The 22,266-nt window shown below is 69.4% G+C and carries 24 protein-coding genes and 1 riboswitch; of the genes, 16 read left to right on the forward strand and 8 right to left on the reverse strand.

Features of this window, described 5'->3' with window-relative positions; genetic code table 11:
• Positions 1-156 precede the first annotated feature (156 nt).
• Positions 157-1,023: an ABC transporter ATP-binding protein gene (locus AB0J53_RS35850; protein WP_219506213.1), complete on the reverse strand. Its 867-nt coding sequence runs from the start codon at positions 1,021-1,023 to the stop codon at positions 157-159.
• Complete coding sequence (locus AB0J53_RS35855; protein ID WP_219506215.1) at positions 1,016-1,951, reverse strand: ABC transporter permease; 936 nt, start codon at positions 1,949-1,951, stop codon at positions 1,016-1,018. The genes AB0J53_RS35850 and AB0J53_RS35855 overlap by 8 nt, the downstream gene beginning before the upstream one ends.
• A gap of 471 nt (positions 1,952-2,422) precedes the next feature.
• Here AB0J53_RS35855 and AB0J53_RS35860 point away from each other — a divergent pair, with 471 nt between their 5' ends.
• The 5 genes from AB0J53_RS35860 to AB0J53_RS35880 all read left to right on the forward strand — a co-directional run bounded on the left by AB0J53_RS35860 (position 2,423) and on the right by AB0J53_RS35880 (position 8,130).
• On the forward strand, positions 2,423-4,063 hold the full coding sequence (locus AB0J53_RS35860; protein WP_364180534.1) for an ABC transporter substrate-binding protein: 1,641 nt from the start codon (positions 2,423-2,425) through the stop codon (positions 4,061-4,063).
• A gap of 123 nt (positions 4,064-4,186) precedes the next feature.
• The gene (locus AB0J53_RS35865) at positions 4,187-5,131 is read left to right on the forward strand and encodes an ABC transporter permease (protein ID WP_219506218.1); all 945 of its coding nucleotides are present in this window, start codon (positions 4,187-4,189) and stop codon (positions 5,129-5,131) included.
• Positions 5,124-6,080: an ABC transporter permease gene (locus tag AB0J53_RS35870; protein WP_219506220.1), complete on the forward strand. Its 957-nt coding sequence runs from the start codon at positions 5,124-5,126 to the stop codon at positions 6,078-6,080. Before AB0J53_RS35865 ends, AB0J53_RS35870 begins: the two co-directional genes overlap by 8 nt.
• Positions 6,081-6,092: 12 nt before the next feature.
• The gene (locus tag AB0J53_RS35875) at positions 6,093-7,130 is read left to right on the forward strand and encodes an ABC transporter ATP-binding protein (protein ID WP_308125795.1); all 1,038 of its coding nucleotides are present in this window, start codon (positions 6,093-6,095) and stop codon (positions 7,128-7,130) included.
• Complete coding sequence (locus AB0J53_RS35880) at positions 7,114-8,130, forward strand: dipeptide ABC transporter ATP-binding protein (RefSeq protein ID WP_364180537.1); 1,017 nt, start codon at positions 7,114-7,116, stop codon at positions 8,128-8,130. The genes AB0J53_RS35875 and AB0J53_RS35880 overlap by 17 nt, the downstream gene beginning before the upstream one ends.
• On the opposite strand, the gene mycP is transcribed toward AB0J53_RS35880, so the two are convergent.
• The 3 genes from mycP to AB0J53_RS35895 all read right to left on the reverse strand — a co-directional run bounded on the left by mycP (position 8,127) and on the right by AB0J53_RS35895 (position 10,850).
• Entirely contained in the window at positions 8,127-9,338 is a 1,212-nt protein-coding gene (mycP, locus tag AB0J53_RS35885; RefSeq protein ID WP_364180539.1) for a type VII secretion-associated serine protease mycosin, read from the reverse strand. The genes AB0J53_RS35880 and mycP overlap by 4 nt on opposite strands.
• Positions 9,335-9,961, reverse strand: a complete 627-nt coding sequence (locus tag AB0J53_RS35890) for a hypothetical protein (protein ID WP_219506225.1) — start codon at positions 9,959-9,961, stop codon at positions 9,335-9,337. The genes mycP and AB0J53_RS35890 overlap by 4 nt, the downstream gene beginning before the upstream one ends.
• Positions 9,962-10,043: 82 nt before the next feature.
• A complete protein-coding gene (locus AB0J53_RS35895; RefSeq protein ID WP_364180542.1) occupies positions 10,044-10,850 on the reverse strand; it encodes an SAM-dependent chlorinase/fluorinase in 807 nt (268 codons plus the stop codon).
• A gap of 117 nt (positions 10,851-10,967) precedes the next feature.
• Between AB0J53_RS35895 and AB0J53_RS35900 the strand changes: the two genes are divergently transcribed.
• Genes AB0J53_RS35900 through AB0J53_RS35910 form a run of 3 tightly spaced genes read left to right on the forward strand, consistent with a single transcriptional unit; the run spans position 10,968 to position 12,703 of the window.
• The gene (locus tag AB0J53_RS35900) at positions 10,968-11,270 is read left to right on the forward strand and encodes a DUF3263 domain-containing protein (RefSeq protein WP_364180544.1); all 303 of its coding nucleotides are present in this window, start codon (positions 10,968-10,970) and stop codon (positions 11,268-11,270) included.
• A gap of 39 nt (positions 11,271-11,309) precedes the next feature.
• The gene (otsB, locus tag AB0J53_RS35905; RefSeq protein ID WP_219506234.1) at positions 11,310-12,083 is read left to right on the forward strand and encodes a trehalose-phosphatase; all 774 of its coding nucleotides are present in this window, start codon (positions 11,310-11,312) and stop codon (positions 12,081-12,083) included.
• A 35-nt stretch (positions 12,084-12,118) separates the two neighbouring features.
• Entirely contained in the window at positions 12,119-12,703 is a 585-nt protein-coding gene (locus tag AB0J53_RS35910) for a hypothetical protein (RefSeq protein ID WP_357591492.1), read from the forward strand.
• Positions 12,704-12,707: 4 nt separating this feature from the next.
• Here AB0J53_RS35910 and AB0J53_RS35915 read toward each other — a convergent pair whose 3' ends face one another.
• The gene (locus tag AB0J53_RS35915) at positions 12,708-14,132 is read right to left on the reverse strand and encodes a trehalose-6-phosphate synthase (RefSeq protein ID WP_364180547.1); all 1,425 of its coding nucleotides are present in this window, start codon (positions 14,130-14,132) and stop codon (positions 12,708-12,710) included.
• A gap of 66 nt (positions 14,133-14,198) precedes the next feature.
• On the opposite strand from AB0J53_RS35915, the gene AB0J53_RS35920 reads away from it, so the two are divergent.
• The 6 genes from AB0J53_RS35920 to AB0J53_RS35945 all read left to right on the forward strand — a co-directional run bounded on the left by AB0J53_RS35920 (position 14,199) and on the right by AB0J53_RS35945 (position 19,503).
• Entirely contained in the window at positions 14,199-14,753 is a 555-nt protein-coding gene (locus tag AB0J53_RS35920; RefSeq protein WP_219506241.1) for an RNA polymerase sigma factor, read from the forward strand.
• Between the two features lie 85 nt (positions 14,754-14,838).
• Positions 14,839-14,979, forward strand: a riboswitch (SAM riboswitch).
• 13 nt (positions 14,980-14,992) lie between these two features.
• The gene (gene thrC / locus AB0J53_RS35925) at positions 14,993-16,222 is read left to right on the forward strand and encodes a threonine synthase (protein WP_219506243.1); all 1,230 of its coding nucleotides are present in this window, start codon (positions 14,993-14,995) and stop codon (positions 16,220-16,222) included.
• A 24-nt stretch (positions 16,223-16,246) separates the two neighbouring features.
• Positions 16,247-16,522 (forward strand): MoaD/ThiS family protein, encoded by a 276-nt coding sequence (locus AB0J53_RS35930; RefSeq protein ID WP_043633550.1) that lies wholly within the window; start codon positions 16,247-16,249, stop codon positions 16,520-16,522.
• Between the two features lie 247 nt (positions 16,523-16,769).
• Positions 16,770-16,970, forward strand: a complete 201-nt coding sequence (locus AB0J53_RS35935) for a cold-shock protein (protein WP_090947280.1) — start codon at positions 16,770-16,772, stop codon at positions 16,968-16,970.
• 294 nt (positions 16,971-17,264) lie between these two features.
• A complete protein-coding gene (groL, locus tag AB0J53_RS35940; protein WP_364180550.1) occupies positions 17,265-18,893 on the forward strand; it encodes a chaperonin GroEL in 1,629 nt (542 codons plus the stop codon).
• Between the two features lie 187 nt (positions 18,894-19,080).
• Positions 19,081-19,503: a nuclear transport factor 2 family protein gene (locus AB0J53_RS35945; protein ID WP_364180552.1), complete on the forward strand. Its 423-nt coding sequence runs from the start codon at positions 19,081-19,083 to the stop codon at positions 19,501-19,503.
• On the opposite strand, the gene AB0J53_RS35950 is transcribed toward AB0J53_RS35945, so the two are convergent.
• The gene (locus tag AB0J53_RS35950) at positions 19,487-20,383 is read right to left on the reverse strand and encodes a LysR family transcriptional regulator (protein WP_364180554.1); all 897 of its coding nucleotides are present in this window, start codon (positions 20,381-20,383) and stop codon (positions 19,487-19,489) included. The genes AB0J53_RS35945 and AB0J53_RS35950 overlap by 17 nt on opposite strands.
• Positions 20,384-20,466: 83 nt before the next feature.
• Between AB0J53_RS35950 and AB0J53_RS35955 the strand changes: the two genes are divergently transcribed.
• Complete coding sequence (locus AB0J53_RS35955) at positions 20,467-20,817, forward strand: DoxX family protein (RefSeq protein ID WP_364180556.1); 351 nt, start codon at positions 20,467-20,469, stop codon at positions 20,815-20,817.
• A 7-nt stretch (positions 20,818-20,824) separates the two neighbouring features.
• Here the strand turns inward: AB0J53_RS35955 and AB0J53_RS35960 are convergent, their stop codons facing one another.
• Positions 20,825-21,226, reverse strand: coding sequence for a MerR family transcriptional regulator (locus AB0J53_RS35960; RefSeq protein WP_364180558.1), 402 nt, complete (start codon positions 21,224-21,226; stop codon positions 20,825-20,827).
• A 58-nt stretch (positions 21,227-21,284) separates the two neighbouring features.
• Between AB0J53_RS35960 and AB0J53_RS35965 the strand changes: the two genes are divergently transcribed.
• Positions 21,285-22,184 (forward strand): NAD(P)-binding domain-containing protein, encoded by a 900-nt coding sequence (locus tag AB0J53_RS35965; protein WP_364180560.1) that lies wholly within the window; start codon positions 21,285-21,287, stop codon positions 22,182-22,184.
• Positions 22,185-22,266 lie beyond the last annotated feature (82 nt).

Here is a 22,266-nt window from a genome sequence, read left to right on the forward strand (position 1 = left end):
TCAACAGCTCGAACCGACGTTCGAATCCTATCGGACCGGCCGTCTCGCTGTCAGTCTCTTGCCTCACGTGTCACGGCGCTTTTCGCACGCATGAGCGATCGCAGGCATGCCGACGGCGCCCTCCGGAGGGAGGGCGCACGGACGGGAGGGCGGGCGTCAGCCCTTGGTGTAGGCGGCGAGGACCTCTTTGGGGTCGCCGTCCATCTTGATCTTGCCCTTGTGCAGCCAGATGACGCGGTTGCAGGTCTGCTCGATGACCCGCAGGTCGTGGGCGACGAGGAAGACGGTGCCGGCGGACTCGCGGATCTGCCGGATGCGCTGCTCGCTCTTCTTGCGGAACTCGCGGTCGCCCGTCGCCAGGGCCTCGTCGATGAGGAGCACGTCGTGCGTCTTGGCCGAGGAGATGGCGAAGCGCAGGCGGGCGCCCATGCCGGAGGAGTAGGTGGACATCGGGAGCTGGACGAACTCATCGATGCCGGAGAAGTCGACGATCTCCTGGTACTTCTCGCGCACCTCGGCCGGCGACATGCCCATGGCGTAGCAGCCGAGCACGATGTTGCGCTCACCGGTCAGCTCGCGCATGAGGGCCGCGTTGACGCCCAGCAGCGACGGCTGGCCGTCGGTGTAGACGGCCCCGGAGTGCGGGGGCAGCAGGCCGGCGATGGCGCGCAGCAGCGTGGACTTGCCGGAGCCGTTGCGGCCCACGATCCCGATGGCGTCGCCGTGGTAGGCCACGAAGGTGACGCCTTTGACGGCGTGCACCTCCTTCATCTGCGGCCGGCCCTGGCGCTTGAGGATGCGCGTGAGGGCGTTGACCGCGTTGCCCTTCTCGTTGTCCGACGCCGCGCCGTAGACCCGGTAGATGATGTGCAGGTCGTCGACGATGACCGTCGGCGTCCCGGTGGGTGCGTCCAAGGGGCCCTTGGTCGCGGGCTCCGGGTTGGGGTGCACCCTCACGTCCTTGCCGGGGACGGCGGGCTCCTCGCCCTTCACCTTTGACAGCTCCTTGGTCAGCTCAGCCACGCCCGTACCTCTCCTCGGCTCGCCAGAAGTACCAGAAGCCGAATCCGAGTGCGAACACTGCCCAGAATACGCAAGACGCCCAGACCATCGTCGGGGGGTGGTGCCCGTAGTCGGGGTTGTAGGTCGTGATCATGATCTCGCGCATCCACTCGATGAAGGAAGCGGCCGGGTTGAGGTACATCGCGGTGGCGACCCACTCGGGCAGCTTGGCGACGTTGACGACCTTGTCGTGGATGGCGAAGAAGACGCCGGAGGCGTAGAGCCAGGTGCGGGTGATGAAGGGCAGCAACTGGTTGAGGTCGCGCATGGAGGCGCCGAGCCGGGCGATGATCAGCGCCGCGCCGATGTTGAACATCGTCTGCAGCAGCAGCACCACGGGGATCATCAGCCAGGCCCAGGTCGGGAACTCGCCGGTGGCCACCACGATGACGGCCAGCACGCCCATGGAGATCGCGAGCTGTTGCAGCTCCTGGATCGTGTAGGCGAGCGGCAGCGTGGCCCTGGGGAAGTGCAGGGCGCGGATCATCGACAGGTTGCCGGAGATCGACTTGGCGCCCGCGGTCACCGTGCGCTGGGTGAAGGTGAAGACGAACATCCCGGTGATGAGGAACGCCGGGTAGTTCTCGATGTTGCCCTTGCCGCCCAGGATGAGGCCGAACATCACGTAGTAGATGCCGGCGTTGAGCAGCGGGGTCAGCACCTGCCACAGCTGGCCCAGCGCCGAGTTGGAGTACTTCGAGACGTTACGCGAGGTCGCGTAGGTCATGACGAAGTGACGCCGCTCCCACAGCTGGCGCATGTATACGGGGAACCTCGGCCGCGCGATGGCACGGCGAAGACCGTATCTCTCGGCGAGCTTGGCCAGCGGCTCCTGCCCGCTTCGGCCGCCCGCCTGGGCGTCCGCGACAGCGGATTCCGGCTGGCTCATGGCAAGGACTCTATTGGATCCGGGTCGTTGGGGTGGCTGCCACGGGGACTGTGGCCGACTGTTGGACGGTCGTCCCGGGTGCCCGGTTCCAAGGCACCGTCAAGACTCGCTCAACCGTAGCTCAGCTAGAACGACTCTGCCCGGAACGGCGCGAGCACTGTTTGGTAGGAGGTATTTTTCATCAACTGTTCACGTCCACTCCTGTGCTCACATGACCGTTTCATGACCTTTGTCGCGGCGTGCGTTGTATGGGTGTGACGTGGGATAGGCGCACGTGTGACCGAACTGCAACGCGCCAGAGACTCCCTGGTGGCAAGTAGTAAGGGATAGTCGCGATCGACTGGCAGGGCGTCGGCTGGTTTGACCAGGTCAGCCAAACCCGGGGGATTACAAGGAACCCCCCGTCAGGCTGCTCACGATCATCGCAGCTCAGCGCTTACGCCCACTTGTAGAGGGAGGAAGTTTTTCACCATGCGTGTTACTCGAGGCGCACGAATCGTCGCCGGTACCGCGCTGCTCGCTCTCGCGGTCGCCGCGTGTGGCGGCGGCGCCACTCCGTCCGGCGGAGACCCCAATGCGGGCGGCGGGGAGACGCCGGTCCGCATGGAGCTGGGCGAGCCGCAGAACCTGCTGGTCCCCTCCAACACCACGGAGTCCGAGGGCGCCGAGCTCCTCGCGGCCGTCTTCGAGCCCCTGGTGAACTACGACGAGAACAAGCAGGCCGTCGAGGCCGCTGCCGAGTCGATCACCACCGAGGACAACACCACCTGGACGATCAAGCTCAAGCCGGGCTACACCTGGCACAACGGTGAGCCGCTCGTCGCGCAGAACTACGTCGACGCGTGGAACTACGCCGCCAACCAGGACAACGCCCAGGGCGCCGGCTACTTCTTCGGCCGTATCGACGGCTACAGCGACCTCGCCCCCGGTGAGGGCAAGGAAGTCACGACCAAGGAGATGAAGGGTCTCAAGGTCGTCGACGACACCACCTTCACGGTGACGCTGGCAGCGCCGTTCTCGCAGTTCAAGGTGATGCTCGGCTACACCGCGTTCTACCCCCTGCCCAAGGCGGCCTTCGGCCCCGACGGCAAGGTCACCGACGCCTTCGGCGAGCAGCCGATCGGTCAGGGCCTGTTCAAGCTGGACAAGCCCTACAAGAAGGGCACCGACCAGACGGTCGACCTGACGGTGTACGACAAGTACCCCGGCACCAAGCCGACCGGCTGGACCAAGCTGCAGTTCAAGCTCTACAACAGCTCCGAGACGGCCTACAACGACCTCCAGGCCGACAACGTGGACATCCACGACTCGCTGCCCGCGTCGGCGATCGCCAGCGCCAAGACCGCGCTCGGCGACCGCTACCAGGACCAGCCCGACGCCGGCATCGGCTACGTCGGCTTCCCCCTGAAGTACAACGACGAGTACAAGGACATCAAGGTCCGCGAGGCCATCTCCATGGCCATCGACCGGAAGACCATCGCCGAGACGGTCTTCTCCGGCACCCGCGCCCCGGCCGACGACTTCATCAACCCGGCCATCGCGGGCTACCGCCAGGGCGCCTGCGCGGCCTGCACGTACGACCCGGGCAAGGCCAAGGAGCAGTACGCCGCGGCCAACGGCCCGAAGAAGCTGGAGCTCGGCTACAACTCCGACGGTGGCCACAAGGAGTGGATCGAGGCCGTCGCCAACAACCTCCGCGCCAACCTCGGCGTCGAGGTGACGGTCAAGCCGTTCGAGAAGTTCGCGGCGATCCTGGACGACCTGGACGCCAAGAAGTACAAGGGCATGTTCCGGATGGGCTGGGCGATCGACTACCCGTCCGCCGAGAACTACCTGACGCCGATCTTCTCCACCGGCGCCATGACCACCGGCTCCAACTACTCCGGCTACTCCAGCAAGGAGTTCGACGAGCTGGTGGCCAAGGGTGACCAGGCGCCGACGGCCGAAGAGGGCCTGAAGCTCTACCAGCAGGCGGATGACGTCCTGATCAAGGATCTCCCCTACATTCCGGTGTACTTCTACCGGAACAATTCCGGGTACTCAACCAAGGTCAAGAACGTCAAGATCAACCTTCTTAACCAGGTCGAGTGGGCCGACGTCCAGAAGGCCTGACGTTGATCCAGGGGTGGGCGGCGCGCTCGTCCACCCCTTGAGAGCCCGCCTCGAAGGCAGTCGCTTGGGCCGTTTTACCCCAGGTTCCCAGGGACTGCCTTCAGGCATGTACGGGAGGCTTGTATGGGCCGTTATGTCATCAGGCGCCTGATCCAGGCGATACCAGTCCTGCTGGGCGCCACCCTGTTCATCTTCGCCATCGTCTTCGCACTTCCCGGTGACCCCGTGGAAGCGCTGGCCGGCGAGAAGCGCCAGGACCCGGCCATCTTGGCCGTCATCCGGGAGCAGTACCACCTGAACGATCCGCTTCTGGTGCAGTACTGGCACTACATCACCGGGATCATCTTCGAAGGCGACTTCGGCAAGACCTTCGCCGGGGTCCCCGTGACCGAGCTGCTGGCCGGCAAGCTCCAGGTCACGCTGAACCTCGCGCTGGTAGCGCTCACCCTCGAGGCCATCATCGGCGTCGTGCTCGGTCTTTGGGCGGCGCTGCGTCGCGGGCGGGCCACCGACACCGCGATCCTCGCCTCGACCCTGCTGCTCATCTCCGTGCCGACCCTGGTCACCGGATTCGTGCTGCAGCTCTGGCTGGGCGTCTGGCTCAAGCAGGCCGTGGGCACCGAGATCTTCCCGATCGCGGGCGCCACCCAGGGTCTGAAGTCGTACCTGCTGCCCGGGTTCGTCCTGGCCGGCACGTCGATCGCCTATCTGACCCGGCTCACCAGGACGAGCCTCGTCGAGACGCTGAGATCCGACTACATCCGCACGGCCACCGCCAAGGGCATGTCCAGGCGCCGGGTCGTCGGCAGGCACGGGTTGCGCAACGCGCTCATCCCGATGGTCACCTATCTGGGCGCCGACCTCGGCGCGCTGATGGGCGGCGCGGTCATCACCGAGACGATCTTCAACCTGCCGGGCATCGGCAAGCAGCTCTACGATGGCGTCTACCTGCGAGAGCAGCCGATCGTCGTAGGTATCGTGACAATCCTGGTGTTGGTGTACATCGTGGCGAACCTCATCGTCGACATGCTGTACGCCGTGCTCGACCCGAGGATCCGCTATGAGTGACACACCAAGCCCGGACACCCAGACGCTGACGGCGGACCAGGCCAAGCCGGCGCCGCCGCCCCCGGTCAAGCACCGCAAGAAGGAAGCCCGGTCGGCCAGCCTGTGGAGCGACGCCTGGCACGACCTGCGCCGCAGGCCGATGTTCATCTTCTCGCTGGTCCTCATCGCGATCCTGCTGGTCATGTCGTTCTGGCCGTCGCTGTTCACCTCGATCGACCCGTTCGACGCCCGCACCTGCGAGCTGTCGACGGCCCGTCAGGGACCGAGCCCCGGCCACCTGTTCGGCCGCGACAACCTCGGCTGCGACGTGTTCGCCAGGACCATCTACGGCGCCAAGAACTCGATCATCATCGGTGTCGCCACCATGGCCATCACCGCGATCGTGGGCGGGCTGCTCGGCCTCATCGCCGGCACCCGGGGCGGCATCACCGACACGATCACCTCCCGCATCACCGAGGTCTTCTTCGCGATCCCGTCCATCCTGGGCGCGCTGCTCATCACGGCGACCTTCCGGGACGCCGAGCTGGGCATCTGGATCGTGGTCTTCGCCCTGTCGATCATCGCCTGGCCGATGACGTTCCGCATCATGCGGGCCGCCGTCATCACCGCCAGGAGCCAGGACTTCGTCATGGCGGCGCGGGCGCTGGGCGCGAGCCAGAGCCGGATCATGTTCAAGCACCTGCTGCCGAACGCGGTCGCCCCGGTGATCGTCGTGGCCACCATCAACCTCGGCGGGTTCATCGCGGCCGAGGCCGCGCTGTCCTTCCTCGGGGTCGGCGTGCAGTCGCCCGACATCTCGTGGGGCCTGATGATCGCCGACGCGCGCAGCCGGTTCCTGGAGGCGCCGCTGCCGCTGGTGTTCCCCGCGGTGTTCCTGAGCATCACCGTGCTCGCGTTCATCATGCTGGGCGACGCCGTGCGCGACGCGCTCGACCCGAAGCTCAGGTAGGAGGGGGGATAAGTGAGAAAGACATCGCTGGACACGTTGCTCGCCGAGGGAGGGCGCAGCAACGAGCCGCTGCTCGCGGTCGACAACCTGCACGTGGAGTTCGCCACGCGCGCGGGCCTCGTGCGGGCCGTCAACGGGGTGAGCTACTCGCTCAACCCCGGTGAGACGGTCGCCGTGCTGGGCGAGTCGGGTTCGGGCAAGTCCGTGACCGCCCAGGCGATCATGGGCATCCTCGACATGCCGCCGGCCCGGATCCCCAAGGGGGAGATCCGTTTCCACGGCACCGACCTGCTGAGGCTGTCGGAGGAGGCGCGCACCCAGGTGCGCGGCCAGCGCATCGCGATGATCTTCCAGGACGCGCTCTCCGCGCTCAACCCGGTGTTCACCGTGGGCTGGCAGATCAGCGAGATGTTCCGGGTGCACCGCGGCATGTCCAAGCGCGACGGCATGAAGAAGGCCGTCGAGCTCATGGACAAGGTCCGCATCCCCGCCGCCAAGCAGCGCGTCAACGACTACCCGCACCAGTTCTCCGGGGGCATGCGGCAGCGCATCATGATCGCCATGTCGATCGCGCTGGACCCCGAGGTGCTGATCGCCGACGAGCCGACGACCGCGCTCGACGTGACGGTCCAGGCCCAGATCATGGAGCTGCTCGCCGAGCTGCAGCGCGAGAGCAACATGGGCATGATCCTGATCACGCACGACCTCGGCGTCGTCGCCGACGTCGCCGACAAGATCGCGGTCATGTACGGCGGGCGCATCGTCGAGAACGCCACCGTGCACGAGATCTACAAGTCCCCGGCTCACCCCTACACCAAGGGGCTGCTGGAGTCGATCCCCCGGGTCGACCTCAAGGGCCAGGAGCTCTACGCGATCAAGGGCCTGCCGCCCAACCTGCTCGACATGCCGACCGGCTGCGCCTTCCACCCGCGGTGCCCGTACCGCCAGGACAACTGCGTGACCGACGTCCCCCCGCTGCACGAGATCAGCGGTACGCGCAACAGCGCCTGCCACTACTGGAGGGAGGTCCTCGATGGCGACCAAAGGTGAGCGCATCCTCGAGGTCCGCGATCTGGTGAAGCATTTTCCCCTGACCCAGGGGATCATGTTCAAGAAGCAGATCGGCGCGATCAAGGCCGTCGACGGGGTCTCGTTCGATCTCGACAGGGGCGAGACGCTGGGCATCGTGGGCGAGTCCGGGTGCGGCAAGTCCACGCTGGCCAAGGTGCTGATGGCGCTGGAGCGGCCGACGTCCGGCTCGGTGAAGATCAACGGCCGGGACATCGCCAAGGCCAGGGGCGCCGAGCTCAAGCGGATGCGGCGCAACATCCAGATGGTGATGCAGGACCCGTACACCTCGCTGAACCCCCGGATGACGGTCGGCGACATCATCGGCGAGCCGTACGACATCCACACCGAGGTCGCGCCCAAGGGTGACCGGGCCCGCAGGGTGCAGGAGCTGCTGGAGGTCGTGGGCCTCAACCCCGACCACATCAACCGCTACCCGCACCAGTTCTCGGGCGGTCAGCGGCAGCGCATCGGCATCGCCCGCGGGCTGGCGCTCCAGCCCGAGATCATCGTCTGTGACGAGCCGGTCTCGGCGCTGGACGTGTCGATCCAGGCGCAGGTGATCAACCTGCTGGAGCGGCTGCAGAACGAGTTCAACCTGGCCTACATCTTCATCGCGCACGACCTGTCGGTGGTGCGCCACATCTCCGACCGGGTCGCGGTGATGTACCTGGGCAAGGTCGTGGAGATCGGCAAGGACGTCGACATCTACGACAAGCCCGCGCATCCCTACGCGCAGGCGCTGCTGTCGGCCGTGCCGGTGCCCGACCCCGAGGGGCGGGAGCAGCGCGAGCGGATCATCCTCCAGGGTGACCCGCCGTCGCCGGCCAACCCGCCGTCCGGCTGCCGGTTCCGCACCCGGTGCTGGAAGGCGCAGGAGATCTGCGCGACCGAGGAGCCGCTGCTGCAGATCCGGCCGGGGACCACGCACGAGAGCGCGTGCCACTTCGCTGAGACGCACGACGTGGTGCACGTGAACTAGGGCGCACTCCGCCTTCCGAGGCCCTCCGCGGACCGGTCCGCGGGGGGCCTCGCGCGTCTGCGGTGGCGCACGACGACGCGGGTGGCCAGGACGCAGGCGAGCACGAGCAGGCCCGCCACCACCGGCGTGCGCGACCAGGGCCGCTCGGGCGGCGGCAGGCCCGCGCCGAAGTGGGCGCCGGGGATCGGCGGCGGCGGGGCCGGGCCGGCCAGCCGGGCCGCCTGGCGCAGGGCCAGGGCCGCGTTGACCACGCCGTGGCCGTAGGAGCGGTCGTAGCCGCCGTCGGGCCGCCTGCGGGTGCCCGCCTCGATCGCCCGGCGCACCTGGAAGGGTGACAGCTCCGGGTGGGCCGCCCTGATCAGCGCCGCGATGCCCGCCACCAGGGCCGCCGCCGAGCTGGTGCCGTCGCCCACCACGTACGAGCCGGACGGGCCGGCGGTGACGATGCCGGTGCCGGGGGCGACGACCGACAGGTAGTCGCGGCGGTTGGAGAAGGGCGCGGGGCGGAGCCTGCGGTCGACCGCGCCGACGGCGATCACGCCGGGGTAGGCGGCGGGGAAGTTCTTCCTGTTGGCGCTCTCGCCGTCGTTGCCGGCCGAGGCGACCAGCACCGCCCCCTTGGAGACGGCGTACTGCACGGCCTCCTCCTCGGCGGCCGAGCCCTCCCAGGCGCCGCTGCCGCCGCCCAGCGACATGCTGATGACGTCGGCGCCCTGGTCGACGGCGTAGCGGATGCCCCGGGCGAGCGCGTCCCTGCCGCCGCCGCGCTGCTTCTCGCGCATCGGGTCGGAGCTCTCCAGCGTGACGCGGACCGACAGCACCCGGGCCGCCGGGGCCACGCCGAGCACGCCCTGGCTGCGGCCGTCGCCGTGGCCGCGCCCGGCGATCAGGCTGGCCATCGCCGTGCCGTGGTGCCCCCACAGGCCCGCCCGCCTGCCGACGCCGGTCAGGTCGGGGCCCTGCCGCACCGCCCCCGCCAGGTCGGGGTGGGCGCGTACACCGGTGTCGAGGACGGCGACGAGCACGCCCTCGCCCCTGCTGGAGCGCCACGCCTCCGGCAGCCGCAGCGCGTCGAGCTGCCACTGCCGGGCCCGCGCCGCGACGGCCAGCTCGTCGGCGGGGCTGAGCGCCGCGCCGCCCGCGGGTAACGCGGCCACCCCGACCAGGAGCAGCAGCGGCATGAGCGGCAGCAGCAGGGATCGGATCACCGGGTGAGGCTCCGGTGCAGCGTGGTGGCGAGCTGGAGGGCGATGCCGCGTAAGCGGGCGGTGGCCGGGTCGCCGGGGCGGTAGGGCCTGCCGTCGGCGTGCCCGGCGGCCGTGGCCACCAGGTAGCGCTCATGGGTGGAGATCAGTGCGCCGGTGAAGTACTGGCGTTCGCCGAACCGTTCGGCGGGACCGCCGGGGAAGGCGACGGGCCGGACGGTGGGCGGCCGCTGGCCCATGACGGTGGAGGCGGCGGCCGCGATCGGGGCGCGCTGCCGCGCGAGCACCGCGATGCCGACGGTGGCGACGAACGTGGACGTGCTGTCGGCGTAGGTGGCGCGCAGCGCCGTGACGCAGGCGGGCAGGGCGAGGACGGCGCCCGGCTGGAAGGCGGCCGGGCAGGGCGCCTCGGGCGCGACGCCGGTCAGGACGTAGGTGACCCGGGCGCCCGAGGGGCTGGTGCCGGCCACGGCCGGGGGGAAGACGCGCGTCACCGGCCAGGAGCGCCAGCGATCGGGAACGGGCGGTCCGGCAGTGGGCCAGGCCGCGGTCAGCAGGGCGAGCAGGGCAACGGACAGGTAGTACACGTCGACCTCGGAGGGAGGAGGCGCCGAACTGCCCTGCATTCTGACACGCGGCCGACGATTCGATGTGATGCTTCGGTAAACGGTCCGATACGCGGAGTAATTCCGTTCTGCGGCTTTCGTACTAGCTGACGGGGGCGAGCCGGACATGCGCTCCCGGAGGCAGTCCCAGCCGCTGGGCCGCGTCGCCCGAGTTCACCGCGAACGCGACCAGCCCCGCCGAGTCCGCGAACGCCACCAGCTCCCCGGGCGGCACCGCCGCGTACGTCTCCCGGTACGGCATCGACAGCCGGCGCCGCCCCAGCCACACCCCCACCGTGCCGCCGACCCGCAGCCCCAGCGCCTCCAGGTCGCCCGCCGGGATCGAGAGCTGCGCGTTGCCGTAGCGGTCGACCGAGACCACCTCGCCCTCCACCGCGCCGCCGCGCACCACCGAGGTCGGCTCCGGCAGCGAGATCAGCCGGTCGAGCGGCACCTCCGGCCCCAGGTCGGCCGGCCGCAGCCCGCCGCACAGCCGCGCCGCCACCGGCGCGAACACGTCACGCCCGTGGAAGGTGGGCGACACCGGGTGCAGGAAGTGCTCGTCGTTGCTGATCTCGTACGCCGCCGACGCGCCGCCGTTCGCGGCCACCGCCCACGACAGCAGCCCGTTGTCCGGCCCGATGAACACCCGGCCGCCCGCCTCGATCGCCACCGGCCGCCGCACCCCGCCGCCGCCCGGATCCACCGCGCCGATGTGCACACCCTGGGGCAGGTACGGGATCGTCTGGGCGAGAATCGCCGCGCCACGCCGTACATCGCCGGAAGGGACCAGGTGACACACGTCGATCACCCGGACCTCCGGGGCGATGCCCGCGATCACGCCATGACACGCCGCGACATAGCCGTCTTCGAGGCCGTAGTCGGTGAGAAGTGTGATGACTGAGGTCACACTTGGTGACTGTACGTCTCCCAATCCGCCGTGAACAGCCGCACTCGGCACATTACGATGGCCACGGGCCGCGTGCGCGCGACGTGATCGTCACGCGCTCATCCCGAGGAGGAGACCATGGACACTGCACCGGTCAGCGGTGACAGTGCTGCCCAGGAACCCGTTCGACAGCCCCTCACCGACCGCGAACTCGAGCTCCTCGCCTTCGAACGCCACTGGTGGCGCTACGCGGGCGCCAAGGAGCAGGCCATCAAGGAGACCTTCGGGTTTTCCGCCACCCGCTACTACCAGTTGCTCGGCGAGCTCATCGACCGGCCGGAGGCGCTGGCGCAGGACCCGATGCTGGTCAAGCGCCTGCGCAGGCTGCGTGCCACGCGACAGCGCGAGCGCGCGGCCAGACGGCTTGGCATGCGCCCCTGACCTGTTGGGTACGGCAGGCGCGTGGAGAACATCCCTGGAATGGAAGCGATACTGAAGGATCCGGCGGGCGCCGTGATCGGGCTCGACTTCGACGGCACCCTCTCGCCGATCGTGCCCGACCCCGCGGCCGCCCGGATCCACCCCGAGGCCGCCGCCGTTCTCGCCGAGCTGGGCCGCCACGTCAAGGCGATCACCATCGTGACCGGCCGGCCGGTGGCCACCGCCCTGCGGCTCGGCCCCGGGCTGGCCGACGTGCCCGGCCTGGTGGTGCTCGGCCACTACGGGTTCGAGCGCTGGGAGCAGGGCGAGATCACCGGGCCGCCGCCCCCGCCCGGGGTGCCGAGGGCCGAGGCCGAGCTGCCGTTCGTGCTCGACGCGCTCGGCCTGACGGCGGGCGTGGCCGTCGAGGACAAGGGCCGCGCCGTCGCCGTGCACACCCGCCGCGCCCCCGACCCCGAAGGGACGCTGGCCAAGCTGCGCGAGCCGATGGCCAAGCTGGCCGAGAAGCACGGGCTGGTCGTCGAGCCGGGCAGGCTGGTGCTGGAGCTGCGCCCGCCCGGCATGGACAAGGGCCAGGCGCTCAGCCTGTTCCTGGCCGAGCGGGAGGCGCGGTCGGTGCTGTTCGCGGGCGACGACCTCGGCGACCTGGCCGCGTTCGAGGCGGTCAGGGGAGCCGGCGTGCCCGGCGTGACCGTCTGCAGCGGCTCTGCCGAGGTGACGGCGCTGGCCGAACGGGCCGACATCGTCGTGGACGGGCCTGACGGCGTGGTCGCCCTGCTCAAGGAGTTGACGTCGGCTTTCAGCCGTTCATGAGCGGCTTGCAAGCCGGCTCGGCTACCGTCGGGATCATGCTCAAGCGCTCACTGGCCGTAACCGCCGTCGCCGCCTCCGCCCTCCTCCTGGTCCCCGCCGCCGCCGCGAACGCGGCGCCCGCCCAGCAGCTGAAGCTGCGCGGCGGCCTGACCCTCTACGTGCCGATCAAGTGGAAGGTGTACGGCGGCGGCACCGACTACGTGCACGTCGTGACCGGGAAGTGCGCCCACCCCGGCGGCGGCTTCTTCACCCCCGACTGCAAGGGCTTCTGGATCTTCGGTCCGAAGGCCATCAAGAGCGGCGCCGAGGGCTTCGGGCCCTACAACGCCCAGCGGGGCGGCTACTACCCGGCCTCCGACGTGCAGCGCTGCCCGGCCGACGGGCGGCTGCTGCGCGGCGAGCGCATCGGCAGGCACGTCAAGGGCCTGCGCCAGGTCGGGCCCGGCCACAAGGCCCACTACCACGAGTTCACCACCCGCTGCCGGACCCACTCGGGCAAGAGCACCAGGACCAGGTTCACCACCCGCGAGTGGTATCTGCCGGCCACGAAGGTGCTGGTCGTCGACGAGTGGAAGACGCCGGGCCTGACCGACACGCTGCGCAACGCCGACTGGCGGTGACCCGTCAGCCTAGCGCGTCGAGCTGGGCGGCCAGCCAGCGCTGCGGCGGCAGGGCCGTGGCCGCCGCCTCCAGCCGGGCCCGGCGGCGCGTCCGCTCCTCCTCGGGCATCACCAGCGCCCGGTGCAGCGCGCCGGCCGTGCCGCTGACGTCGTAGGGGTTGACCAGCAGCGCGTCGGCGCCCAGCTCGGCCGCCGCGCCCGCCTCCCGCGACAGCACCAGCGCGCAGCGCGGCGACAGCACCGGGCCCTCCTTGGCCACCAGGTTCATGCCGTCGCGGATCGGGTTGACCAGCAGCACGTCGGCCATCCTGTAGGCGGCCAGGGAGCGCGGGTAGTCGTCGTTGACGTTGAGGATCAGCGGGTCCCAGTCCTCGGTGGCGTAGGCGTCCTCGATCTCCTGCGCGCAGCGCTGCACCGAGGCGGTGTACTCGCGGTATTCGGGCAGGTCGTGGCGGCTCGGGTAGGCGAACGCCAGGTGCACCACCCGGCCGTGCCACTCCGGATGCGCGTCCAGGAACTCGCGGTAGGCGAGCAGGCCGCGCACGATGTTCTTCGACAGCTCCGTGCGGTCGATGCGGACGATCAGCTTGCGGTCGCCGACCTGCTCGCGCAGCGCGGCCATGTGCGACTCGACGTCGGGCTCCCCGGCCCGCGCCCACAGCGCCTTGCCGTCGACGCCCAGCCCGTGGACGCCGATCCGGGTGACGCGCCCCTCGTGCGTGACCGTACGGGCCGCGCCGTCGACCTCGGCGCCGAGCAGGGCCGCGCAGCAGTCCATGAACGCCTCCGCCCACCGCCCGGTGAGGAACCCGGCGTGATCGGCGCCCAGGATGCCCTCCAGGACCTCGCGGGCCACCTCGTCGGGCAGCAGCGAGAAGTATTCGGGCGGCGCCCACGGCGTGTGGCTGAAGTGGGCGATGCGCAGGTCGGGCCGCTCGGCCCGGAGCATCGCCGGGGTCAGCGTCAGGTGGTAGTCCTGCACCATCACCCGCGCCCCGTGGCCCGCCTCCTCGGCCAGCGCCAGCGCGAACGCGCCGTTGTAGTCGCGGTAGGACTCCCAGTCGCGCTGGAACCTGGTGCCGAACACCGGCGCGTTGGGGATGTCGTAGAGCAGATGGTTGACGAACCAGAGCGTCGAGTTGGCGATCGAGTTGTAGGCGCGGTGGAAGGTGGCCGGCGCGATGTCGAGCATCCGCAGCGCCCCGGTGTCGTAGCCCGCCTGGTCGAGCCGGCCGCCGGGGGCCTGCCGCACCGCGCTGCGGTCGCCGTCGGACAGCGCCGCGCATACCCACAGCACGCCCGCGTCCCGGGCGACTCCGGACAAGCCGGACACCAGGCCGCCGCCGCCGCGTCTCATCGTCAGCTCGCCGTCGTCGGAGACGGTGAACGAGACCGGGCCTCTGTTGGAGGCGAGCAGGACGCTGTTCATCGACGCTCCCAGGAGTTACGACGAGGAGATGTCACGGAGGTGTCTCCCGACCTTAGGATCCCAGCTATGGCGCTAGATGAGGCAACCGAAGAACTCGCCCGCTCGGCCGCCGTAGGAGATCATCGCGCACTCGGCGAGCTCCTGCGCCGGATCGAGCCGGACGTGCTGCGGCACTGCGCCCGCATCCTGCCCTACCACCAGGACGCGGAGGAGGCGGCCCAGGACACCCTGCTGGCCGTCGCCCGCAACATCGGGCGGTTCGAGGGGCGCGCCAGGTTCAGCACGTGGCTGCACATCGTGACCGCCAACTGCGCGCGGACCACCTACCGGTCGCTGAAGCGCAGGGCGGCGGAGCAGAGCTCCGACGAGCTGCCCATGCAGAAGCCCGACGTGCGGCGGGTCAGCGTGATCGCCGGGTCGCGGCTCGACCTGCTCGACGCGATGGAGGCGCTGGAGGCCGACAAGCCCGACCTCGCGCAGGCCCTGGTGCTGCGCGACATCGTCCAGCTCGACTACAGCGAGGTGGCCGAGCAGCTCAACATCCCGCTCGGCACGGCCAAGTCGCGCATCCACCAGGCCCGCAAATACGTGCAGGCGGCGCTCGGCGAGGACTATCGGTGAGACCGGTTGTCTCGCGGAGTGAGACGACTGGTCAGTTCACGGCTCGGATTGGGTAGAGTCCGAGTCAGCAACTCCAACTGAATATTGCTCATCCAGAGGGGTGGAGGGACCGGCCCTGCGAAGCCCCGGCAACCCTCCCGGCTTGTGACTCGCGACCTGCGAGGCCGACCGGGACAGGGTGCCAATTCCGGTCCGTGGTCAGGGTGGCCGCGGACGAAGATGAGGGAAGGCCTCGCTTCATGTCGCTCGACTTCGGTCCCGCCGTCGCTCTCTCCTGCCGCGAGTGCGGCACCCGCTACCCCCTGGGCCCCAGCTTCGCCTGCCTGGAGTGTTTCGGGCCGCTCGAGGCGGCCTACTCCTTCGGGAACGTGACCCGCGCCGACATCGAGTCGGGCCCGGCCAACATCTGGCGCTACCGCTCGCTGCTGCCGGTGCCGGTCGACGTCGCGTCCAAGCCCAACATGAACCCCGGCTGGACCAAGCTCGTCAAGGCGGGCAACCTGGGCCGGGCGCTGGGCATCAAGTCCCTGTACGTCAAGGACGACTCGGGCAACCCCACCCACTCCTTCAAGGACCGGGTGGTGGCCATCGCCGTCGAGGCGGCCCGCAACTTCGGCTTCCACACGCTGTCGTGCTCCTCCACCGGCAACCTGGCCGGCGCGGTGACGGCCGCCGCCGCCAGGGCCGGCCTGGAGGCCTGCGTCTTCATCCCCGCCGACCTGGAGCAGGCGAAGATCGCCATGGCCCGGGTGTTCGGCGGCAAGCTGATCGGCATCGACGGCACCTACGACGAGGTCAACCGGTTCTGCTCGGAGCTCATCGGCGACCCGCTGGGCGACAAGTGGGGATTCGTCAACGTCAACCTGCGGCCCTACTACGCCGAGGGCTCCAAGACGCTCGCCTACGAGATCGCCGAGCAGCTCGGCTGGAAGCTGCCCGAGCAGATCGTCATCCCGATCGCCTCCGGCTCCCAGCTCACCAAGATCGACAAGGGCTTCAAGGAGCTCATCCAGCTCGGCCTGGTCGAGGACAGCCCGTACAAGGTGTTCGGGGCGCAGGCGCTCGGCTGCTCGCCGGTCTCGGCCGCCTACAAGGCCGGCCACGACGTCGTCCAGCCGGTCAAGCCCGACACCATCGCCAAGTCGCTGGCCATCGGCAACCCCGCCGACGGCCCCTACGTGCTCGACATCGCGCGCCGCACCGGCGGGGCGGTGGAGGACGTCACGGACGCCGAGATCGTCGCCGCGATCAAACTGCTGGCCTCGACCGAGGGCATCTTCGCCGAGACGGCCGGCGGTGTGACCGTCGGGGTGCTGAAGAAGCTCGTCGAGACCGGCCAGCTCGACCCCGAGGCCGAAACCGTGGTGCTCAACACCGGTGACGGGCTCAAGACGCTCGACGCGGTCACCGACGTCACCCCCACGGCCGTGATCCGGCCCTCTCTCGACGCGTTCCGCGCGACTGTCTGACAACCAGGAAAGGCGAGATTTACCATGAGCGTTTCTGTGCGGATTCCCACCATCCTGCGCACCTACACCGGCGGTAACGCGGAGGTGAGTGGAGAGGGCGCGACGCTGCGTGACGTGCTTGCCAAGCTCGACTCCGACTACCCGGGCATCGGCGCGCGCATTCTTGATGAATCGGGCAAGATTCGTCGTTTTGTCAACGTTTACGTTGGCGAAGAGGATGTCCGTTTCGCCGAGGGGCTCGACACTCCCGCCCCTGAGGGCACTCAGATCTCCATCATCCCGGCGGTCGCGGGCGGCTGAGAACCCCCCGATCTCCAGAACGAACCTCTAGAAGGCGCCCCATGTGGGCGCCTTCTCTTTTGTGAAATACAAGGTTGAACCAGTTAGCGTGAGGTGAAATACCCGATTTGCCGATTGACTCTGTTGCCAAACGCCTTCCCACAGGTATGGTCGAGTGCGATCGTACGGCTGATATCCATTAGTCAGGCGATTGTGGGTCTCGCGGAGGAATGGGCGGGATCTATGAGCCCAGTAAGAGGAGTCGGAAGTGGCGCAGGGCACCGTCAAGTGGTTCAACGCGGACAAGGGCTACGGCTTCATCGCGGTAGACGGTGGTAAGGATGTATTCGTCCATTACTCGGCAATCTTGATGGACGGGTATCGGTCTCTCGAGCAGGGCCAACGGGTCGAGTTCGAGATCACGCAGGGCCAGAAGGGACCGCAGGCGGAGTCCGTCCGCTCGGTCTGACGTGGTGAGCACCGGCGGCTCGCACGTCAGCGCAGTACGTGCGAACCGCCACCTCTCGTCCCCTCACGTACGGCGGGCTCACGGGCCCGCCGTACCGACGTGACCTGGGGCGGGGTGCTGTCGGCTTGCACTCGACCGGGTAGAGTGCTAAACAATTCGTTGGCACTCTCTGTCGCAGAGTGCCAACCCTGGGATCGAGACGATGGGGTCCGCCGAAGGAGCTGCGGGCCCACATGCCGTCGCGGGCGTCGGCTCGATCGCAGCAGCCACCCTGTGTCTGGGAGGTCTAGCCTTATGGCAGCCAAGATGATCGCGTTTGACGAGGACGCCCGGCGCGGTCTCGAGCGCGGTATGAACCAGCTCGCCGACGCCGTCAAGGTGACCCTGGGGCCCAAGGGCCGCAACGTCGTGCTGGAGAAGAAGTGGGGCGCCCCCACGATCACCAACGACGGTGTCTCCATCGCCAAGGAGATCGAGCTCGAGGACCCGTGGGAGAAGATCGGCGCCGAGCTGGTCAAGGAAGTCGCCAAGAAGACGGACGACGTCGCGGGCGACGGCACCACCACCGCCACCGTGCTCGCCCAGGCGCTCGTCCGTGAGGGCCTGCGCAACGTGGCCGCCGGCGCGAACCCGATGGCTCTGAAGAAGGGCATCGAGTCCGCGGTCGAGCGGGTCAGCGAGGAGCTGTCCAAGCTGGCCAAGGACGTGGAGACCAAGGAGCAGATCGCCTCCACCGCCTCCATCTCCGCCGCCGACCCCGAGATCGGCTCGCTCATCGCCGAGGCGATGGACAAGGTCGGCAAGGAAGGCGTCATCACCGTCGAGGAGAGCAACACCTTCGGCCTCGAGCTCGAGCTCACCGAGGGCATGCGCTTCGACAAGGGCATGACGTCGATGTACTTCGTGACGGACTCCGACCGTATGGAGGCCGTGCTCGAGGACCCGTACATCCTCATCGTCAACTCGAAGGTCTCGGCCAACAAGGACCTGCTGCCGCTGCTCGACAAGGTCGTGCAGTCCGGCAAGCCGCTCCTCATCATCGCCGAGGACATCGAGGGCGAGGCCCTGGCCACCCTCGTGGTCAACAAGATCCGCGGCCTGTTCCGCTCCGTGGCCGTCAAGGCCCCGGGCTTCGGTGACCGCCGCAAGGCCATGCTCGGCGACATCGCCATCCTCACCGGTGGTCAGGTCATCGCCGAGGAGGTCGGTCTCAAGCTCGAGAACGCCACCCTCGACCTGCTCGGCCGCGCCCGCAAGGTCGTCGTCACCAAGGACGAGACCACGATCGTCGACGGCGCCGGTGACGCCGACGCGATCAGCGGCCGCGTGAACGAGATCCGCGCCGAGATCGAGCGCACGGACTCCGACTACGACCGCGAGAAGCTCCAGGAGCGCCTGGCCAAGCTCGCCGGTGGCGTCGCCGTCATCAAGGCGGGCGCGGCCACCGAGGTCGAGCTCAAGGAGCGCAAGCACCGCATCGAGGACGCCGTGCGCAACGCCAAGGCGGCCGTCGAGGAGGGCATCGTCCCCGGTGGTGGCGTGGCGCTGCTGCAGGCCGGCGCCAAGGCCTTCGACAAGCTGGAGCTGACCGGCGACGAGGCCACCGGTGCCGCGATCGTCCGCAAGGCCCTGGAGGAGCCGCTCAAGCAGATCGCGGTCAACGCCGGCCTCGAGGGCGGCGTCGTGGTCGAGCGCGTGCGCAACCTCACCCCGGGTGAGGGCCTCAACGCGGCCACCGGCGAGTACGTCAACATGTTCGAGTCGGGCATCCTCGACCCGGCCAAGGTGACGCGCTCGGCGCTGCAGAACGCCGCCTCCATCGCGGCGCTCTTCCTCACCACCGAGGCCGTCATCGCCGAGAAGCCCGAGAAGACCCCGGCCGCTCCCGCTGGCATGCCCGGCGGCGGCGACATGGACTTCTAGGTCCGATCGCGTTCCACGTGGCGATAGCGTCAGCCCGGTCCGGATTTCCGGCTCGGGCTGATGTGTTTATCGGAGCCGTCCCTAAATAGGGGCGGCTTCTTCTCTTGTGCGCGACAAACAGGTCTGATCCACGCCAGCCAGGTTCCGGTCCGGGTGGAACTCTGGGGCAATGAGCGCTTGGGCAGTCATGGAGAAGTTTTACGCCGCCGAGGCCGCGTACGTCGCCGCCGGCGGATTCGGCAAGGCGTCGTACGACGACGTCGCCGTACACCTCGACCCCGAAGTGGTGCTGCACCAGGCGCCGGGACTGCCTTTCACCGGAACGGGAACCTGGCGCGGGCATGACGGGATGGAACGCTTTCTCGCCGCCTTCAGCGAGGTGTGGGAGTCGATGGAATTCCTGGAGCAGGAGCATTGGGGCGACGACAGCACGGTGGTCGTCCGCAACCGGGTCCGCTTCCGCGCCCGCGCCACCGGGCGGGACGTCGACGCCCTGATCATGCAGCTGATCACCGTACGGGACGGGCGCATGCTCGAATGCCGGCCCTTCTACTGGGACCCCCAGGCCATCGCCGACGCCTGCCGCCCGCCGGTCAGTCGTTCCGCCTGACGGCCAGGCAGCAGCGGACGAAGTCCTGGACGACGGGGTTGGCGTCGTCGGCCGGGGTCCAGGCGACGCCCACGCGGGTGGGGCTGACGCCGCTGACGGGGCGGTACGTGACGCCTGGGCGGGCGTAGAAGCGGGCGGCGGACTCCGGGGCCAGGGCGACGCCGTAGCCGTTGGCGATGGCGCTGAGCCAGTCGTCGGGCTGCTCCGTGACGGCGCCGACGCGCACCGGGTGGCCGTCGCGCTCGTCCGCCGCCAGCCAGTAGTCCCGCCACGGGCCCGTCTCCACCGGAGCCGCCACGAACGGCTCGTCCCACAGCTCCTCGAAGGCGATCACGTCGCGGGCGGCCAGCGGATGGGCCGAGGGCAGCGCCACCCAGCGGGGCTCGGAGAAGAGCACCTCCACGCGCAGCGCGTCCTGGCCGGGGAACGGCAGGCGCAGCAGGGCGACGTCGACGTCCCCCGTGGCGAGCCCGGCCGTCGGGTTCGACCAGGCGGCCTGGCGCAGGTCGGCCCGCCAGCCCGGCCTGGCACGGGCGAACTCCGCCACGATGCGCTGGGTGGCCTCGTTGGCGGCGCTGGCCAGGAAGCCCACCCGCAGCACGCGGGCCGCCCGGCCGGCCGCCTGCCTGGTGCGCCGCAGCGCCACGTCCCAGTCGGCCAGCAGGGCGGGCGTCCGCTCCGCCAGCGCCCGGCCCGCCTCGGTCAGGGACATCCCGGCCCGGGAACGATGGAACAACTCGGCGCCGAGCAGCGCTTCGAGCTGCTTGATCTGCTTGGTCAGCGCCGGCTGCGACACGTACAGGCGAGCTGAGGCCCGGGTGAGGCTGCCTTCCTCCGCCACGGCGACGAAGTAGCGCAGCAACCTCGTGTCCACATCCATGCCCCCAGGTTATAGACGCAGGTATTGGACGCCGGTGGGGGCGCGGGACAAGGCTGGGATGCGGGAGGAAAGGGGGAAAGGCAATGTACGTCGCCTATGTGGTCGTCACGGTGGCCACGATCGTGATCAACCTCTGGGCCGCCGTCGCCGACTTCGCCCGCGCCGAGATCGTCCTGGCCAACGCCGCGGCTGTCGGCATCTCGCCGTCCTGGATACCGCTGCTGGGCCTGCTCAAGGCGGCCGGGGCCGTGGGACTGCTCCTCGGGCTGGTGGGGGTGCCGTTCGTGGGGGGCGCCGCCGCTCTGGGGCTCGTGCTGTTCTTCGTGGGGGCGGTGGCTCTCCACGTCCGGCAACGGATGTTCGGGAACATCGGCTTCCCGGGGGTCTTCCTCGCGTTCGCCGTCGCGTCCCTCGTGCTGGGGGCCGCCGGGTGACGCCCGGTCAGGTGGCCGGTGCGATCGCTTCGCACTCCGACGGGTCCACGGGATCGAGCGCCGAGGTGGTCGCGAGGATGGCGTCCAGCCGGTCACGGGCGGCCAGGAGGTCGACCGCGGCGGCGCTGAGCCGCTCACGCTCGCGCAGCAGGTCGGGGATCATCCCGCCACAGGCCGGCGCCAGCATCCCGCCGTCGTCGACCATGCACGGGAGCACCTCGCCGATCGTCGTGGTGCTGAGCCCGGCGGCGAGCAGGAGCCGGATGCCCCGCACCGTGGCGGCGTCCTCCTCGCGATACTCCCGATAGCCGCTGGGCCGGCGCAACGGCCGGAGCAGGCCCTGTTCCTCGTAGTAACGCAACGAGCGCACACTGGCGCCCGTGAGCCGCGACAGTTCTCCGATCCGCATGTGACGACCGCCACTTCGAGTTGACTCTCACGCCGATGTGAGAGTCCAGCCTATGTGTATGACAGAACAGCATCCATCCGGACAGAACAGCACCGCGGTCACCGTCATCGGCCTGGGCCCCATGGGCTTGGTCCTGGCGGAGACGCTTCTCGGCAAGGGCCTGACCCTGACGGTGTGGAACCGCACCCCCGGCAAGGCCGACGCCCTCGCCGCCAAGGGGGCGCGCCGCGCGGCCACCGTCGCCGAGGCCGTGGCCGCCAGCCCCGTCACGATCCTGTGCCTCAACGACTACCCGACCACGCACCGCGTCCTCGACGCCGCCGGTGCCGCCTTCCAGGGCCGCACGCTGGTGAACCTCACCTCCGGGACGCCCGCCGAAGCGCGCGACACGGCGGACTGGGCCGCCGGGCGTGACCTCGGCTACCTCGACGGCGCGATCATGGTGCCCCCGCCGCTCGTCGGCGAGCCCGGGTCGGTCTTCCTGTACGCCGGGCCGCAGGACGTCTTCGACCGGCACCTGGAGACGCTGGCGCTCCTGGGCGACCCCCGCCACCTCGGCGCCGACCCCGGCCTGGCCGTGCTGTTCAACACCGCCATGCTGGAGATGATGTACGCGACCGTGAACGGGTTCCTGCACGCCGCCGCGCTGGTCGGCTCGGCGGGGGTGCCGGCGGCCGAGTTCTCCGAGCTCGCGCTGGGCTGGTTCATGCCCGTGGTGCTCAACCCCGCCTGGCTCGCCCAGCAGGCGCCGAGCCTGGACGAAGGGGCGTATCCGGGAGATCTGGGGACGCTGCAGATGAACTTCAACGCGCTGGAGCACATCCTCCGGACCAGCGCCGAACAGGGCGTCCATTCCGAGCAGCCCCGGTTGATGAAGGAGCTCGCCGAACGGGCGATCGCGGAGGGGCACGGGAGCGAGAACTACTTCGCCATGTTCGAGATCTTCAAGCAGGGGTGAAGGTGGTTCTGGGCCTGCTTCCGGGTGGTGGGTGGCCGCTCTCGTCCGCGGTTCCCGTGGGGGTGGGACGAGGTGGTCACGT

This window comes from Nonomuraea sp. NPDC049725 (genome assembly GCF_040674795.1).
In the GTDB taxonomy this organism is placed as follows: Bacteria; Actinomycetota; Actinomycetes; order Streptosporangiales; family Streptosporangiaceae; genus Nonomuraea; species Nonomuraea ceibae.

Coding starts and splice junctions, on each gene's coding strand:
- AB0J53_RS35900 (WP_364180544.1), top strand. CDS start 10,968: ATGGACACTGCACCGGTCAGCGGTGACAGTGCTGCCCAGGAACCCGTT.
- AB0J53_RS35865 (WP_219506218.1), top strand. CDS start 4,187: ATGGGCCGTTATGTCATCAGGCGCCTGATCCAGGCGATACCAGTCCTG.
- AB0J53_RS35910 (WP_357591492.1), top strand. CDS start 12,119: ATGCTCAAGCGCTCACTGGCCGTAACCGCCGTCGCCGCCTCCGCCCTC.
- AB0J53_RS35950 (WP_364180554.1), bottom strand. CDS start 20,383: ATGGATGTGGACACGAGGTTGCTGCGCTACTTCGTCGCCGTGGCGGAG.
- thrC (WP_219506243.1), top strand. CDS start 14,993: ATGTCGCTCGACTTCGGTCCCGCCGTCGCTCTCTCCTGCCGCGAGTGC.
- AB0J53_RS35880 (WP_364180537.1), top strand. CDS start 7,114: ATGGCGACCAAAGGTGAGCGCATCCTCGAGGTCCGCGATCTGGTGAAG.
- AB0J53_RS35855 (WP_219506215.1), bottom strand. CDS start 1,951: ATGAGCCAGCCGGAATCCGCTGTCGCGGACGCCCAGGCGGGCGGCCGA.
- AB0J53_RS35945 (WP_364180552.1), top strand. CDS start 19,081: ATGGAGAAGTTTTACGCCGCCGAGGCCGCGTACGTCGCCGCCGGCGGA.
- groL (WP_364180550.1), top strand. CDS start 17,265: ATGGCAGCCAAGATGATCGCGTTTGACGAGGACGCCCGGCGCGGTCTC.
- AB0J53_RS35870 (WP_219506220.1), top strand. CDS start 5,124: ATGAGTGACACACCAAGCCCGGACACCCAGACGCTGACGGCGGACCAG.
- AB0J53_RS35915 (WP_364180547.1), bottom strand. CDS start 14,132: ATGAACAGCGTCCTGCTCGCCTCCAACAGAGGCCCGGTCTCGTTCACC.
- otsB (WP_219506234.1), top strand. CDS start 11,310: ATGGAAGCGATACTGAAGGATCCGGCGGGCGCCGTGATCGGGCTCGAC.
- AB0J53_RS35860 (WP_364180534.1), top strand. CDS start 2,423: ATGCGTGTTACTCGAGGCGCACGAATCGTCGCCGGTACCGCGCTGCTC.
- AB0J53_RS35955 (WP_364180556.1), top strand. CDS start 20,467: ATGTACGTCGCCTATGTGGTCGTCACGGTGGCCACGATCGTGATCAAC.
- AB0J53_RS35930 (WP_043633550.1), top strand. CDS start 16,247: ATGAGCGTTTCTGTGCGGATTCCCACCATCCTGCGCACCTACACCGGC.
- AB0J53_RS35890 (WP_219506225.1), bottom strand. CDS start 9,961: ATGCAGGGCAGTTCGGCGCCTCCTCCCTCCGAGGTCGACGTGTACTAC.
- AB0J53_RS35965 (WP_364180560.1), top strand. CDS start 21,285: ATGACAGAACAGCATCCATCCGGACAGAACAGCACCGCGGTCACCGTC.
- AB0J53_RS35960 (WP_364180558.1), bottom strand. CDS start 21,226: ATGCGGATCGGAGAACTGTCGCGGCTCACGGGCGCCAGTGTGCGCTCG.
- AB0J53_RS35920 (WP_219506241.1), top strand. CDS start 14,199: ATGGCGCTAGATGAGGCAACCGAAGAACTCGCCCGCTCGGCCGCCGTA.